Consider the following 15,842-nt stretch of genomic DNA (forward strand, 5'->3'; position numbering starts at 1 on the left):
AGCCGTATAGTCCAGGTCAAGTTGGAGAGCCATAATAAAAAACGGATTCATGTTTTGAACATGAATCCGTTTTAGCTCAAGCCACCAAGAGGTCAATGCCTTAAGTGACAGGCATTAGCCTGCGGGCGCCTTTTTTGTTTACGGCAAGTATGCGGGCTTTAAATAAGCATATTCGTCCATATATGAGGCTACCGATATAATTCAAAAAAGCCACTACTAGGACGCTCCCCCATGGTTCCGCACCTCGCCACCGCCCTGACCGGTCCCCTCCTCGACCTGGAAAAGAAGATTCTCGAAGCCACGCCCGCCATCGAGCGCTGGTTCCGCCTCGAGTGGCAGGAGCACACCCCGCCGTTCTACTGCTCGGTGGACCTGCGCAATGCCGGCTACAAGCTGGCGCCGGTCGACACCAACCTGTTCCCGGGCGGCTTCAACAACCTGTCCACCGAGATGCTGCCGCTGGCGGTGCAGGCCGCCATGGCCGCGATCGACAAGTACTGCCCGGACGCGCGCAACCTTCTGATGATCCCGGAAATCCACACGCGCAATCCGATGTACCTGCAGAACGTGGCGCGCCTGATGCAGATCTTCCGCCAGACCGGCCTGCACGTGCGCCTCGGCTCGCTGTCGCCGGAAGTCACCCAGCCGACCCCGCTGGCGCTGCCGGACGGGAACATGCTGGTGGTCGAGCCGCTGGTGCGCTCGCCGAACGGGCGCCGCGTCGGCCTGGCCGATTTCGATCCCTGCACCATTCTGCTGAACAACGACCTGTCGGCCGGCATCCCGGCGATCCTGGAGAACATCCACGAGCAGTCGCTGCTGCCGCCGCTGCATGCGGGCTGGGCGCTGCGCCGCAAGAGCAACCACTTCAAGGCCTTCGACGAAGTCGCCAAGAAGTTCGGCAAGCTGATCGACATCGATCCGTGGCTGGTCAATCCCCTGCACAGCAAGGTCGGCGAGATCGACCTGCAGGAAGACGTCGGCACCGAGCAGCTGGCCGACGCCGTCTCGGCCCTGCTCTCGAAGATCAAGAAGAAGTACAAGGAATACGGCATGAAGGAGCAGAAGCCCTTCGTCATCGTGAAGCCGGACGCCGGCACCTATGGCATGGGTGTGATGACGGTGAAAGACGCCAGCGAGGTGCGCGACCTGAGCCGCGCCCAGCGCAACAAGATGACGGTCATCAAGGATGGCGTGGCAGTCACCGACATGATCGTGCAGGAAGGTGTGCCGACCTTTGAAAGCATCAACGATGCCGTGGCCGAGCCGGTGGTGTACATGATCGACCGCTACGTGGTGGGCGGCTTCTACCGCGTGCACGCCGAGCGCGGCATCGACCAGAACCTGAACGCGCCGGGCTCGCAATACGTGCCGCTGGCCTTCGCCCAGCAGCACGCGGTGCCGGACCTCAAGGCCAAGCCGGGCACGGCGGCGCCGAACCGCTTCTACGTGTACGGCGTGGTGGCGCGCCTGGGCCTGCTGGCCGCGTCGCTCGAACTCGAGCGCACCGATCCGAATCCGGAAGTGTATTAATCCTCAGGTGTCGGTGCCGACGGCATCCCAGTCGTCTTCGTCTTCGTAGCAGATCATCCAGTTCGCGGCATGGTGCCACTCCAGCACCATGCCCGGATGGATGCCGGGAGGCGGCTCGCGCCCGTTCAGCTGGGCGTCGCGCACGGCCCAGTGCAGGCGGTACAGCAGGTCGGCCCAGTCCAGGACCTCGGCCTTGCCGCGCAGGTGCAGCGCCTGGCGCAGCATGCCGGCGTCGCCCAGGTCGTGCGGATAGAGCGGCAGGATGGCCTCGGCGCTGGAAGCCTGTTCCGGCATCGGCAGTTCATCCACGAGTCCGCCGCACCAGGCCAGGAAGATCATCGCTTCCAGCCGCCACGAAAAGCGGATCACGTCGGCCTCGGCCGGCGTGTCGTTGAAGATGAAGGCCGCTTCGTCGCCGGACAGCCAGCTGCGCCGCTCGCCCACCGAGAAATATTCCTTGAAGTAGGCATTCTCACGCAGGGTGGCCGTGCCGACCACGCCCCACAGGGCCAGCAGGCGGTGCCACAGCGCGTCCTCCGAACGCAGCCTGACGCTGTCCTCGCCTTCGATCATGGGCAGATGCGGGTTGACGGGAATGCCGCGCTCCCGCAACAGGTCTTCGTTTGCCGTCCTGCGTTCTTCTGGTGTCATGCCGCGCCCCGGAAATCGTTTGCAGGACGATAACATTATTCCGGGCCGGCTAGCCGCCCTTCTGGACCATGTACATGAAGTGCGAGCGCAGCGGCGGGGCCAGCGCGGCCAGCAGGTCGGACGCCATCCAGGGCGCCCGCGCCAGCAGCCGGTGGATCGGCGGCGCCAGCATCAAGCTGCGGTAGCGGCTGCGCTCGCCGGGCCAGAAGGCGTCGAGCTCGGCCCGCGTCACCTTGTGCACATTGCGGTTGCGCGGGTTGTCATAGCGGAAGTCGAACACGAGGCACCAGCCGCCCGGGCGCAAGGCGCGCCACATCTGGCCCGCCAGTTCGCGCCTTACCCCTGCGTCGAGGATCGAAGAAAACACGGTCTGGGCCGAGACGAGGTCGAAACCGCGCAGTGTCATCGTGTCGAGGGGGCCGAGGCGCCAGGCGACGCCGCCGGCGGTGCAGCGCCGCGCGTGATCGAGCCGGTCCTGCTGGAGTTCGGTGCCGGTGAGCCTGGCCGGGTCGGCGCCCCAGTCGATCAGCTGGCGCAGGAAGCCGCCGGTGCCGCAGCCGACGTCGAGCACTTTCAGGCCGGACAGGTCGCCGCCCACCGTACTGGACAGCAGGGCGGCAAAGGCGCGCGAGCGGGCCGAGACCTGCTGCAGGATTTCCGGCCGGTGCCAGGCATAACGGTCCAGCGCCGCGCCGCCATGCCAGCGCCGGTACACGTCCTTGATGCGGTCCTGTTCCGCCTGTTTGTCGGTGTGCGTGCTCATGGAAGCATGGTCGCAGGGCGGACCGCCCAAAGGCTTGAGGCGCCTCATATTGCCCTGCTGTGCATGCGCAATTTGCAATCAGGAATTTGTACATGCACCGCGCAGGTGCATAAAGCAGGGCTCGTCCGCGAGCAATCGCGTTTCCGGCTAAAATCAGGGTATTCCCCGCATTGGATGCCCCATGAAGATCGCTTTCCTCGCCGACCCGCTTTCCACGTTCAAGATCTACAAGGATTCGACTTTCGCGATGATGCGCGAAGCCGCGAAACGCGGCCATGCCATCTACGCCTTCGAGCAGCGCGACATGGTGCTGGAAGAGGGCGTGGTGACGGCGATCGTGACGCGCATCCACCTCACCGGCGACGCCCACGCATGGTACCGCGCCGACCGGCCGGAAAGCCTGCAGCTGTCGGCATTCGATGCCGTCATCGAGCGCAAGGATCCGCCCTTCGACATGGAATACGTGTACGGCACTTATCTGCTGGAGCTGGCCGAGCGCCAGGGCGCGCGCGTGTTCAACCGCCCGGGCGCGATCCGCGACCACAACGAGAAGCTCGCCATCGGCCAGTTCAGCCGGTACACCTCGCCGACCCTGGTCAGCTCGGATCCGGCCCGCCTGCGTTCCTTCCACGAGAAGCACGGCGACGTGATCTTCAAGCCGCTGGACGGCATGGGCGGCGCCGGCATCTTCCGCGTCAAGGACGACGGCATGAACCTGGGTTCGGTGATCGAATCGCTGACCGCCAACGGCAAGCACACGATCATGGCGCAGAAATTCATCCCGGCCATCAAGCAGGGCGACAAGCGGGTGCTGGTCATCAACGGCAAGCCGGTGCCCTTCACGCTGGCCCGCATCCCGCAGGGGAACGAGGTGCGCGGCAACCTGGCCGCCGGCGGCCTGGGCGTGGCCCAGCCGATCACCGTGCGGGAGCGCGAGATCGCCGAGGCCCTGGGGCCGGTATTGGCCGCGCGCGGCTTATTGCTGGTAGGATTGGACGTGATCGGCGATTTCCTGACCGAAGTGAACGTCACCAGCCCGACCTGCTTCCAGGAGATCACCGACCAGACCGGATTCGACGTGGCCGCGATGTTCATCGACGCGGTCGAACTGAAGGCAAAAGAGACACACTGACATGGTAGGCATCCTGCTGATGACCCACGCTCCGCTGGGCCAGGCATTCATCGCGGCGGTGGCCCACGTATTCCGTGGCCCCACCGAGCGCTTCGAGGCGATCGACGTGGCCGCCGACCAGGACCTGGCGCAGGTGAACTGCCTCGCCAAGGAAGCGATCGCGCGCCTCGACGACGGCGACGGCGTGCTGGTCATCACCGACATCAAGGGCGGCACGCCGTCCAACTGCTGCAACTCGCTGGCCGATGCCGGCCATGTGGAAGTCATCGCCGGCATCAGCCTGCCGATGCTGCTGCGTGCGATCACCTACCGCCGCGACACCCTCGACGTGGTCGTGGAAATGGCCCTGGCCGGCGCCCAGAACGGCGCCGTGCGGGTGGACAACCGGATCCGCGTCGGATCGAGCTGACTTACATTGAACACACTTTTGGCCACGGGCACATAACGAGAACATGATTCAACAGGAACTGGAAATCATTAACAAGCTGGGCCTGCACGCCCGCGCCTCCGCCAAATTCACCCAGCTGGCCGCCAAGTTCAAGAGCGACGTCTGGCTCACCCGTAACGGCCGCCGCATCAATGCCAAGTCGATCATGGGCGTGATGATGCTGGCCGCCGGCAAGGGCGCGAAAGTGCTGCTCGAGGCCGACGGCCCGGACGAGGAAGCCTGCATTGCCGCCTTGACCGGCCTGATCAACGACAAGTTCGGCGAAGGCGAGTAATGCCGCGCGAAGCGGCAACTCCCCGCCACACGGGACCCTCGATGGCATCGTTCACGCTCCACGGCATTCCGGTTTCGCGCGGCATCTCGATCGGCCGCGCGCACCTGCTCACGCCGGCCGCACTCGACGTCAAGCACTACCTGGTTCCGGTGGAGCAGGTCGAGGCCGAGGTCAAGCGCCTGCAGCACGCCATCGCCGAAGTGCACCGCGGCCTGCAGGCCCTGTGGACCGAGCTGCCCAAGGACGCCCCGACCGAACTGGGCGCCTTCATCGACGTGCACGCCCTGATCCTGTCCGACCCGATGATCTCGGAAGCGCCGCTCGACATCATCCGCACCCGCCACTACAACGCCGAATGGGCGCTGGTGACCCAGATCGACGAGCTGTCGGCCCAGTTCGACGAGATCGAGGACGAGTACCTGCGCGAGCGCAAGCACGACATCCAGCAGGTGGCCGAACGGGTGCTGAAGGTCCTGATGGGCACCGCCCTCGACATCCCGCCGCCGCTTACCGGCGACGACCACGCGCCGCCGCAGATGATCGTGGTGGCCCACGACATCTCGCCGGCCGACATGCTGGCCTTCCGCGACCGGTCCTTCATCGGCTTCGTCACCGACGTCGGCGGCCAGAATTCGCACACCGCGATCGTCGCTCGCTCGCTCGACATCCCGGCGGTGGTCGGCATGAGCCAGGCCTCGCGCCTGGTCGAGCAGGACGACTGGGTGATCATCGACGGCGACGCCGGCGTGGTGATCTGCAACCCGAGCCAGCTGGTGCTGGAACAGTACCGGTCCCGCCAGGCCACCCTGATCAAGGCGCGCAAGCGCCTGCTCAAGCTCAAGAAGACCCCGGCGGTCACCAGGGACGGCACCCCGATCACGCTGCTGGCCAACATCGAGCTGCCGGACGACTGCCCGGCGGCGCTGGAAGCCGGCGCGATGGGTGTCGGCCTGTTCCGCTCGGAGTTCCTGTTCATGGGCCGCGGCGGCAGCGGACTGGGAAGCGCACTGCGCATCCCGAGCGAGGACGAGCAGTTCGAGCAGTACCGCAAGGCGGTGGTGGCCATGAAGGGCCGCCCGGTGACGATCCGCACCCTCGACGTCGGCGCCGACAAGCCGCTCGACCCGACCGAGCACACCGCGCTCAATCCGGCGCTGGGCCTGCGCGCGATCCGCTACTGCCTGGCCGAGCCCCAGCTGTTCCTGACCCAGCTGCGCGCGATCCTGCGCGCCTCCGCCTTCGGCAAGGTGCGGATCCTGATCCCGATGCTGGCGCACGCCTTCGAGATCGACCAGACGCTCAGCATGATCGAGCAGGCCAAGGCCCAGCTGCGTGAAGAGGGCGTCAAGTACGACCCGGGCGTGGAAGTGGGCGCCATGATCGAGATTCCCGCGGCCGCGCTGGCGCTGCCGATGTTCGTCAAGCGCATGAACTTCCTGTCGATCGGGACCAATGACCTGATCCAGTACACGCTGGCGATCGACCGCGTCGACTACGAAGTGGCGCACCTGTACAATCCGCTGCACCCGGCGGTGCTGATGCTGATCGCCCAGACCATCGCCATCGGCCAGAAAGCCGGGCTGGACGTCGCCGTGTGCGGCGAGATGGCCGGCGACACCAAGCTCACCCGCCTGCTGCTCGGCATGGGCCTGCGCGAGTTCTCGATGCACCCGGCCCAGCTGCTGTCGGTAAAGCAGGAAATCCTGAACAGCGACCTGTCCGCCATCACGACGCGCACGCGCCGCATCCTGCGCTCGGTCGAGCCGAACGAGATCGCCGCCGCCGTCGAACAGCTGCAAACCCTCTAACGTATCAACGGCGGCGCATGCCGCCACAACAAGAACACCACGAACACCTCCATGGGATCGATCGGAACAGTCACACCACAGGCGATGCACTTCGCCGAGCCGCTGCGCCTGCAAAGCGGCGCCAGCATCGGCGACTACACGCTGATGTATGAAACCTATGGGACCCTGAACGCCGACAAGTCGAACGCGGTCCTGGTCTGCCATGCGTTGAACGCCTCGCACCACGTGGCCGGCACCTATGCCGACAAGCCCAAGAGCCTGGGCTGGTGGGACAACATGGTCGGCCCGGGCAAGCCGGTGGACACCGACCGCTTCTTCGTGATCGGCGTGAACAACCTCGGTTCCTGCTTCGGCTCGACCGGTCCGATGCACGTGAATCCGGCCACGGGCAAACCCTACGGCGCGGCCTTTCCGCTGCTGACGGTGGAAGACTGGGTCACGGCGCAGGCGCGCCTGGCCGACCGCCTCGGCATCGAACAGTTCGCCGCCGTGATGGGCGGCTCGCTGGGCGGCATGCAGGCCCTGTCGTGGAGCATCATGTTCCCCGAGCGCCTGCGCCACTGCATCGTGATCGCCTCGACCCCGAAGCTGTCGGCCCAGAACATCGCCTTCAACGACGTGGCGCGCCAGGCGATTCTCACCGATCCGGACTACCACGGCGGCAACTTCTACGAGCACGGCGTGGTGCCGAAGAACGGCCTGAAGGTGGCGCGCATGGTCGGCCACATCACCTACCTGTCGAACGACGACATGGCGGAGAAATTCGGCCGCAAGCTGCGCAACGCGGCCGAGAGCGACGAGTACGCCTTCGACTTCGGGATCGACTTCGAGATCGAGTCCTACCTGCGCTACCAGGGCGACAAGTTCTCGGAATACTTCGACGCGAATACCTACCTGATCATCACCAAGGCGCTCGACTACTTCGACCCGGCGCGCGCCCACGGCGGCGACCTGGCCAAGGCCCTGGCGGGAACCAAGGCGCAGTTCCTGCTCGCCTCGTTCACCACCGACTGGCGCTTCTCGCCCGAGCGCAGCCGCGAGATCGTCGATGCCCTGGTGTCGAACCGGCGCAAGGTGACCTACGCCGAGATCGACGCGCCGCACGGCCACGACGCCTTCCTGCTGGAAGACCCGCGCTACATGGGGGTGGTGCGCGCCTACTACGACCGGATTGCGGCCGAGTTTTCCGATGCGCTCGCAGGGGAGGCGGCATGAATTTCAAGGACCTGAACACCCTGCGTCCCGACCTGGCCTTCATCGCGGACTGGGTGCGCGACGGCGCCCACGTGCTGGACGTCGGCTGCGGCGACGGCGCCATGCTGCGCTACCTCGAACTGGGCAAGAACTGCACCGGCTACGGCGTCGAGATCGCCGACGACAAGGTGCTGGAGAGCACCCAGCGCGGCATCAGCGTGATCCAGCACGACATGGAAGAAGGCCTCGACCTGTTCCGCGACAATGCCTTCGACATGGTGCTCTGCCTGTCCTCGCTGCAGATGATGCAGCACGTCGAGGCGCGCCTGCGCGACATCGTGCGCGTCGGCCAGGAAGCCATCGTGTCCTTCCCGAACTTCGCCTACTGGCCGCACCGCGTGGCGCTGATCCGCGGCCGGATGCCGGTCTCGCGCTCGCTGCCCTACCAGTGGTTCGATACGCCGAACGTGCGCTACGCAACCATCCACGATTTCAAGGACCTGGCCGAGAAGTGCGGGCTGGAAGTGCTGGAATACGTGGCCCTGGCCGAGGGCAAGCCGGTGAGTTTCCTGCCCAACCTGCGCGGCAGCCTCGCGGTGTTTCGTCTGCGCAAAAGAACCGGGGCAACCGTCTAAGCCGGTTCGGTAGCGCTTTATGTGCGGTGGCGGCTTGTCGAGCCGGCCAGCATCCGCGATCATCGGCACTATCGTGGGTCTTCTTCCAGTTACTTTCTATGGAGATAGTGCTGCTAAGAACAGTCTATCAGTGATGAAATGAAAAACCTCAAGTATCTAGCCGCCTGCCTGTCCCTGCTGGCCGCGGTCGGCACGGGCGGCATGAACATGGCCGTCGCCCAGGACGACCGCAGTACCACGGTCCAGGACGGCATCAAGGTCGAACCGCTGTCGCGTGCGCGCGTGTTCGTTTCTGAAGAACAGCTCAACCAGGCGTCGGCCCAGCAATACACGCAGATGATGAGCCAGGCGCAGCAGAAGGGCGTGCTGCTGCCGCCTTCGCATCCCGAGGTGCAGCGCCTGCGCGCCATCGCCAAGCGCATCATCCCGCATACGCCGCGCTGGAACCAGCTGGCGACCGAATGGGAGTGGCAGGTCAACGTCATCGATGCGAAGGACGTCAACGCCTTCTGCATGCCGGGCGGCCGGATCGGCTTCTTCACCGGCATCCTGACTTCGCTGAAGCTGACCGACGACGAGGTCGCGGCCATCATGGGGCACGAGATCGCCCACGCGCTGCGCGAACATGCCCGTGAAAAAATGGCCAAGGAGGCAGGGACTGGCCTGGTCGCACGCGGCGTCGGCGCCCTTGCGGCGGGTATCTTCGGCATCGATCCGGGCATTACCGGCATGGTGACCAATGGGCTCGGCCAACTGGCAGTGCTGAAATTCTCGCGCAACGAGGAACGCGAGGCCGACCTGGTCGGCCTGGACATCGCCGCCCGCGCCGGCTACGACCCGCGCGCCGGCATTGCCCTGTGGCGCAAGATGGCGGCCCTGGACAAGCGCGCCCCAATCGAGCTGCTGTCGACCCACCCGGGCGGCGAAAGCCGTATCAAGGACATGAATGCGCACATGAACGTGCTGCTGCCGCTGTACGCGCGCGCCAAGGGCACCACCGCCGCCAAGCTGCCGCCTTACCGGACCAACGTCGCCCTGCGTTGATGGGAAGCAGCCGCAAGGGCCGCCAGGCCGAAGCCAATGCCTACGTGCCGCTGCCGACCCGCGACGGCGTCGCGCCCAGCTACCTGTGGCTGACCGAGACCCGCGCCGGCGGCATGCTGCGCTTCCTGGTGGAGCGTTTCCCCGACGTGTCCGAAGCCGCCTGGGCGCAACGCCTGGCGCGCGGCGACATCGTCGACGCCAAGGGCCTGCCCTTGAACGCCGGCAGCCAGGTACGGCAGGGCATGCGCGTCTGGTATTACCGCGAGCTCGAACAGCCCGAGACCCCGATCCCGTTTCGGGAACGGGTGCTGTTCCAGGACGAGCACCTGCTGGTGGCCGACAAGCCGCACTTCCTGCCGACCATCCCGACCGGGCGCTTCCTGCACGAGACCCTGCTGGTGCGCCTGAAGAAGCGGTTCGACCTGCCGCACCTGGTGCCGATCCACCGGCTCGACCGCGAGACCGCGGGCGTGGTGATCTTCTCGCACAACCCGGCCTCGCGCGGCGCCTACCAGTCGATGTTCCAGAAGCGGGTGGTGAAGAAAGTTTACGAGGCGCTGGCAGGCATGATCGAAGGCAGGGAATTCCCGCTCACCTACCGTAGCCGCATGCAGGATGCCGAGCAGTTCTTCGTCAGCGCGGAAGTGCCGGGCGAGCCGAATTCGGAAACCCTGATCGAGCTGATCGAGCGGCGCGGCGCGCTGGCGCATTACCGCCTGCATCCGCACACGGGACGCAAGCACCAGTTGCGCCTGCACCTGGCGTCGCTCGGCGCGCCGATCCTGAACGACGCCTTCTATCCGGTCGCCTTGCCATGCAAGGGCGACGACTTCAGCGCCCCCCTGCAACTGCTGGCGCGTTCGATCGCCTTCGACGATCCGCTCAGCGGCCAGCCGCGCCGCTTCGACAGCGGCTTCCGGCTCGACTGGCCCTAAGGGCGAGGCAAGACCTCAGATCGTGAACACCCACTCCGGCGTACCGGTAATGTCGGCGACATTGCCGGCCAGGTCGGTGACGCTGCCGTTGGTCCACTGCATCTTCAGCAGGCCGTTGAGCGAAATGTTGAAGTTCAGGACCGACCAGTCGCCCTTGCTGTCCTGCGTGACGCTCCAGCCGCTGTTGTTGTTGCCGTAGTAGGAAGCGAGCTCGGTGCTGCCGTCGAGCAGCTTGAAGCGGCCGCTCGGGGTAAACACAATGGCCTCGCTGAAGGGCAGGATGAACTTGCGGCCGAGCGTACTCACCGAGGCGGTCCCAGGGGTCGGAGCGACGGTATCGATCTTCACTTCCAGCGCTGCCGAATCGGGCCCCTGGTTGCCGGCCGGGTCGAACTGGTGCACGCGGAACTGGTGGGCGCCATCGGCAAGCGTGCTGCTGGTGATCGACCAGTTGCCGGCTGCATCCGCGACTGCACGGCCGACTTCGGTGGAACCCAGCATCAGGGCGACGACACTGTTCGCCAGTGCGCCGCTGCCGGTGAAGGTCGGCGTGTTGTCCTTGGTGAGAAGGTCGGTGTTCGAGATGCCGGTGTCGCTCGCCGCATCCAGGATCGGGGCCGCCAGTGCGGCGGGGGCGGTGCTGTCGACCGTGATCACCAGCGGGCCCGAGGCACTGCTCAGGTTGCCGGCAAGGTCCTCCTGCCTGACCGTGAAGGCCCATCCGCCGTCGGCCAGGATGCCCGCCGAGGTGGATAGGCCGGCTTTCCAGTCGCCCTTGGCGTCGGCGGTGCCGGAGCCGAGTACGGTGGAGCCCACCATGATATCGATCCTGGCGCCGGCTTCGGCGCCGCTGCCCGCGAAGACCGGCCTGTTCTCGCGGGTCAGGTTGTCGGTCGCCGAAGTGCCGGTGTCGTAGCCATCGGCCAGCTTCGGCGCGGCCAGCACGGCGACCGCGGTGTCGATCGTCACGCCCAGGGGCGCCGAGGCCGGGCTGATGTTGCCGGCCACGTCGATCTGCTTGACGGTGAGCTGGTGCGCGCCGTCGGCCAGTTCCTTGCCTGCCTCCACGGTCACGGTCCAGTCGCCCTGGTCGTCGGCGTAGCCGATGCCGAGCAGGGTGCTGCCCTCGTAGATCTCGATGCGCGCATAAGCCTCGGCGGTGGTGCCGGCCAGGGTCGGGGTCTTGTCCTTGGTCAGCAGGTCGAGCGTGCTGCCGGAGTTGCTGTCCGCGGCGAGCAGCGGCAGGTCCGGCGCCGCCGCCACGGTGTCGATGTCGATCCAGCTGCCGTAACCGCTGTCGTCGTACAGGCCGCTGAACTCGATGTGCGCACTGTCCAGCAGGTTGCCCGACAGGTCGGCGAAGCGTCCCACCAGCATCGATCGGTCGGTGATCTGGAGATTGTCGGCATCCTGGCCGGCAGCGACGGTGTAGCTGAAGACCGCCTCGTTGCCGCTGATGCCGCTGAAGATGGCGCGCGCACCGTTGCTCAGGCCAAGCGACAGCTCGCTCGCACCGGACTTCTCGACCTGTTCGTTGAAACGGATGCGGAAGCTGATGGTTTCGCCGGCGCGGTAGCTGTGGTCGCCGCTGACGATCGCCCGCACGGCGCTCGGCAGCGCGCTGTTACCGGTACGGAAGGCGATCGCGTACTCGCTCATCCCATTGCCGGCGAGATCGGTGAGCGTGGTCGGCAGCTGGACGCGGTAGTCGGTGAGCGCGGCCAGGGTGTGCATGTCCGCGCCGATGGTCAGGGTGCGCTTGTCGGCCGACAGCTTGGCGTCGCTGAGCGCGATCTTTTGCTGGCTGCCGTTCGCGTCGACCAGCACCAGCATGTCTGCGTCGCCGTCGGATGCCGCGATGTGCACCGCCTCGCTGAAACGGATGACGATGTCGCCGTTGGGGTTGAAGTGAGCGGCGCCGTTCGGGCCGGCCGCCACGGTCGGCCTGCTGCGGTCGACCGTGATCGACAGGGTCGACGATGCCAGGGTCTCGCCCAGGTGCACGCTGAAGCCGTGCACGCCGTCGGCGAGCGCGGGCAGGGTGGTGCTCCAGTCGCCGTTCGCGTCCGTGCTGATGTTGGTGAGGAAGGCGCCGTTGTGCTTCAGCGTGAGCGCCGTGTTGGCGGGGCCTTTGCCGGCAATGCCCGGCTGCTCGGTCAGGGTCAGGTTATCGCTGTTGGACACGCCCGTGTCGCTGGCGGTCGCCATTACCGGCGCCGCGAGGCTGGTCGGCATGGGGGCCGCGATGGTGAGGGCGAGCGCGCTCGAGAGCGCACTGACGTTGCCCGCGAGGTCACGCTGGGTCACCGTGAGCTGGTGGGTGCCGATCGACAGCGAGGTCGCCAGCACCGTGTCCCAGTGGCCGTCGGCGTCGGCGGTGGCGCTGCCGACCCTGGTGTCGCCCGCATAGATCGCGATCGTGGCATAGGCTTCGGCGCCGCCGCCGGTCAGGCGCGGCTGGATGTCCGCCGTGCTGTTGTTGCCTGCGGCGCTGGCCTCGCTGGTCGCATGCAGCTGGGGCGCGCCGGGCATCGCCGCGGCTGTGTCGATCGCCACCTTGGCGAGCTTGCCGTCCGCGGTGGTGAGGCCGTCGTACTCGGCGTGTTCCTGCCGGAAGACGTTGCCGGCGGCGTCGCGCACCTTGCCGTACAGCGTCGACGAAGGATCGGCGTAGTCCAGGTTGTCGATATCGTCGCCTGCCTCGACCGTGTAGGTGAACATCATTTCCTTGCCGTCGGCCGTCAGGCCCACGTACTTGGCGACCTTGCCGTTGTCGAGGTAGAGCTCGGGCACCGTGCCTGCGTCGAGACTGACCTTCTCGGTATAGCGCAGGCGGAAATCGAGCACGGCGCCCTTGCCGTAGTTGCCGCTGCCGTTGGCGATGTACAGCTGCACCAGGCGCGGCGCGGCCTTGTCCTGGTAGTCGCCGGCGGTGCTGAACGCGATCGCAGGGCCGGTGTACTCGTTGCCTGCCAGGTCGGTCAGGTTCTCCGGCAGGGTGATCGAATACTGGTTGCCGGTCGCAAGATTGTGCTCGGCCGGGGTCAGCGTCAGGGTCTTGCCGTCCGCCGAGAGCATGCTCTCGTTCATGTCGATCCTGCTGGTATTGCCGAAGCTGTCGACGATTTCGATCTCGCCGGAGGATTCGGCATGGCCGCTCCAGTACATCGCTTCGTCGAAGCTGATCGTGATTGCCTTGGCCGCGTCGATCGTGCCGCTCGGTGCCGACACGATGTCCGGCGCATCGCGCTCGACGGTGATGGTCTTGCTGGCCACCAGGCTGCCGTGGCCGTCCGGCCGGACGATGCGGGCCTGTACCGAATTCTGGCCGGGATTGAAGTGATCGCCTTCTTCGCCGAAGTAGTACCAATAATAGGTGCCCGGCTCGTAGGTGTTTTCGAATTTCTCGACCTTGGCGGGATCGACCGGCTGGCCGTTGATGACGAGTTCGATGAACTCACCGGGCTGCAGGGCGCCATGGAGGATGCCGCCGACACCCATGGCGTCGCCGTTGGTGATGCCGTCCATGTCATCCGGGCCGTTATCGTCAAACATCTGGATGACCGGGTCGATGTGGGCCGCGACCAGGGTATCGACCAGATAGGGCGCCGATTCCTTGATGCCGGTGCCGCGGCTGCCGTCGCCGGCGCTGACCTGGGCCATGTCGAGGCGCAGCACGTTGCTTGCTGCGTTGGTGGCGGCAGCGCCGCTCAGCGTCAGTTTCCAGACGCTGCCATCGCCCAGCTTCTCCAGCTTGCCGATGCTCGCATTGACGGCGCTGAGCGCGGCAGGGTCGAGGCTCGTGACAGGCTTGCTGAAGGTGATGGTGGCGGTGATGTCCTGGCCGGACTTCAGGCTGCTGCCGTCCAGGGCGATGCTCGCGCTCAGTTGGGACGGAGGGGGCTCGACCACCACGGCCGGCGTGGTGAAAGCCGCAGTGCCCGGCACGGTGAGAGCGGAGACGGCCTTGCCGCCGCTGAGCAGCGTGCCCGCGCCCATGTAGACGTTCAGGCTGGCGCCCGCCGGCAGGCCGGCGGCATCGAAGCTGACGTGGGTGCCGCTGACCTGCACCTGGTCGAGCGGCACCAGCTTGGTGAAGGTGGCGCCGACCACACGCAACGTTGGCTGGCCGGTGACGCGGTCGATCACAGTCTGCACGGCGCCGTCGGTGACGAAGATCGAACCGCTTCCCTTGGCCATCGCCGTCGCAAAGTTCAGGTCGATACGGGTCACGCCTTTGACCGTCTCGGCGGAGGTGGTCAGGAGGAGGGAAGAGGCGAGGGGAGTCGAGGTAGTTGGCATGGCCGGCAGACTTGTTGTTGTTCCGTCAACGGAACATTCTGATTAGAAAGTTACCAGACGGATAGTATCAACAAAAAAGGCATGCCACTTCGCCAAAGCCGCCGAATGGTGCAAATTTGCATCATTTCGGCAGCGAATCCCCCTGAAATGGGGGGGTAGGATTTATAAGAAAGTCTTATAAATCCCGGCTATGTATTAGAGATCGTAATCAATGATGAGCGGGGCGTGGTCGCTGAAGCGCTCGTCCTTGTAGATGGACACGGACTTGGCGCGCGCCGCGATGCCCGGGGTGGCGACATGGTAGTCGATGCGCCAGCCCACATTGTTGGCGTAGGCCTGGCCGCGGTTGCTCCACCAGGTGTAATCCGCGGCATCCGGCGCCACCACGCGGTGCACGTCGACCAGGCCGATTTCGTCGAAGATGCGCGTCATCCAGGCGCGCTCTTCCGGCAAGAAGCCCGAGTTCTTCTGGTTGCTCTTCCAGTTCTTGAGGTCGATTTCCTTGTGCGCGATGTTCCAGTCGCCGCAGATCACGACTTCACGGCCTTCCGCCTTCAGCTCCGCGAGGTGCGGCAGGAACACTTCCATGAAGCGGAACTTGGCCAGCTGGCGCTCCGGCGACGAGGAACCGGACGGGCAGTAGACCGAGATCACGGTCAGGTTGCCGAAATCGCAGCGGGTATAGCGGCCTTCGGCGTCGAATTCCTGGCAGCCGAAGCCGATGCGCCTGTTGTCCGGCGCGCTGCGGCTGTAGACGCCGGTGCCCGAGTAACCCTTCTTTTCGGCGTAATGGAAGTGGCCGTGGTAGCCGTGCGGGGCGAGGAATTCCTCGGTCATGTCGGCTTCCTGCGCCTTCAGCTCCTGTACGCAGATGTAGTCGGCGGACTGGGTGGCGAGCCAGTTGAAGAAACCTTTTTTGTGGGCCGAACGGATGCCGTTCAGGTTGGCGGAGATAATTCTTGGCATGGATCTATCGAAATGTGAAGGCGGCCTGACGCCGCGCGGGCAGCATCGGAGCGCGACAGTGTAGCGTGTTTTGCGATGCCCCGGAATGCCGGGATCTTGTTCCAAGGATCGAACCGCAAAGCGCCGGGCGAGGTCTGTTACACTTCGCACTTCTCCG

13 protein-coding genes are annotated in these 15,842 nt (G+C 65.7%); 9 read left to right on the plus strand and 4 right to left on the minus strand.

The features are described 5' to 3' along the window. Positions 1-231 precede the first annotated feature (231 nt). The gene (gshA, locus tag AC56LK_RS22920; protein WP_497186773.1) at positions 232-1,533 is read left to right on the plus strand and encodes a glutamate--cysteine ligase; all 1,302 of its coding nucleotides are present in this window, start codon (positions 232-234) and stop codon (positions 1,531-1,533) included. 3 nt (positions 1,534-1,536) lie between these two features. On the opposite strand, the gene AC56LK_RS22925 is transcribed toward gshA, so the two are convergent. Both AC56LK_RS22925 and AC56LK_RS22930 read right to left on the minus strand, forming a co-directional pair. Beyond that, positions 1,537-2,184, minus strand: coding sequence for a DUF4272 domain-containing protein (locus AC56LK_RS22925; RefSeq protein ID WP_497186774.1), 648 nt, complete (start codon positions 2,182-2,184; stop codon positions 1,537-1,539). A gap of 49 nt (positions 2,185-2,233) precedes the next feature. Continuing rightward, positions 2,234-2,947 carry a class I SAM-dependent methyltransferase gene (locus AC56LK_RS22930; RefSeq protein WP_497186775.1) on the minus strand — a complete coding sequence of 238 codons (714 nt, stop codon included), beginning with the start codon at positions 2,945-2,947 and terminating at the stop codon, positions 2,234-2,236. A 181-nt stretch (positions 2,948-3,128) separates the two neighbouring features. Here AC56LK_RS22930 and gshB point away from each other — a divergent pair, with 181 nt between their 5' ends. The 8 genes from gshB (at position 3,129) to AC56LK_RS22970 (ending at position 10,417) form a co-directional block, all read left to right on the plus strand. Continuing rightward, positions 3,129-4,079, plus strand: a complete 951-nt coding sequence (gshB, locus tag AC56LK_RS22935; RefSeq protein ID WP_497186776.1) for a glutathione synthase — start codon at positions 3,129-3,131, stop codon at positions 4,077-4,079. Position 4,080: 1 nt separating this feature from the next. Continuing rightward, positions 4,081-4,488 (plus strand): PTS sugar transporter subunit IIA, encoded by a 408-nt coding sequence (locus AC56LK_RS22940; protein WP_497186777.1) that lies wholly within the window; start codon positions 4,081-4,083, stop codon positions 4,486-4,488. Between the two features lie 43 nt (positions 4,489-4,531). Beyond that, a complete protein-coding gene (locus AC56LK_RS22945) occupies positions 4,532-4,801 on the plus strand; it encodes an HPr family phosphocarrier protein (RefSeq protein ID WP_436107599.1) in 270 nt (89 codons plus the stop codon). Positions 4,802-4,842: 41 nt separating this feature from the next. Continuing rightward, on the plus strand, positions 4,843-6,609 hold the full coding sequence (gene ptsP / locus AC56LK_RS22950; protein WP_497186778.1) for a phosphoenolpyruvate--protein phosphotransferase: 1,767 nt from the start codon (positions 4,843-4,845) through the stop codon (positions 6,607-6,609). Positions 6,610-6,660: 51 nt separating this feature from the next. Then, positions 6,661-7,824, plus strand: a complete 1,164-nt coding sequence (gene metX, locus AC56LK_RS22955; RefSeq protein WP_497186779.1) for a homoserine O-succinyltransferase MetX — start codon at positions 6,661-6,663, stop codon at positions 7,822-7,824. After that, positions 7,821-8,438: a methionine biosynthesis protein MetW gene (metW, locus tag AC56LK_RS22960; RefSeq protein WP_497186780.1), complete on the plus strand. Its 618-nt coding sequence runs from the start codon at positions 7,821-7,823 to the stop codon at positions 8,436-8,438. Before metX ends, metW begins: the two co-directional genes overlap by 4 nt. A 138-nt stretch (positions 8,439-8,576) precedes the next feature. Next, positions 8,577-9,482, plus strand: coding sequence for a M48 family metallopeptidase (locus AC56LK_RS22965; RefSeq protein WP_497186781.1), 906 nt, complete (start codon positions 8,577-8,579; stop codon positions 9,480-9,482). Next, positions 9,482-10,417: a pseudouridine synthase gene (locus tag AC56LK_RS22970; RefSeq protein WP_497186782.1), complete on the plus strand. Its 936-nt coding sequence runs from the start codon at positions 9,482-9,484 to the stop codon at positions 10,415-10,417. The genes AC56LK_RS22965 and AC56LK_RS22970 overlap by 1 nt, the downstream gene beginning before the upstream one ends. 15 nt (positions 10,418-10,432) lie before the next feature. Here AC56LK_RS22970 and AC56LK_RS22975 read toward each other — a convergent pair whose 3' ends face one another. Beyond that, positions 10,433-14,719, minus strand: a complete 4,287-nt coding sequence (locus tag AC56LK_RS22975) for an Ig-like domain-containing protein (protein WP_497186783.1) — start codon at positions 14,717-14,719, stop codon at positions 10,433-10,435. A gap of 195 nt (positions 14,720-14,914) precedes the next feature. Further along, positions 14,915-15,685 (minus strand): exodeoxyribonuclease III, encoded by a 771-nt coding sequence (locus AC56LK_RS22980; protein ID WP_497186784.1) that lies wholly within the window; start codon positions 15,683-15,685, stop codon positions 14,915-14,917. Positions 15,686-15,842 lie beyond the last annotated feature (157 nt).

It is taken from the genome of Telluria sp. ZB4P36 (genome assembly GCF_059685865.1).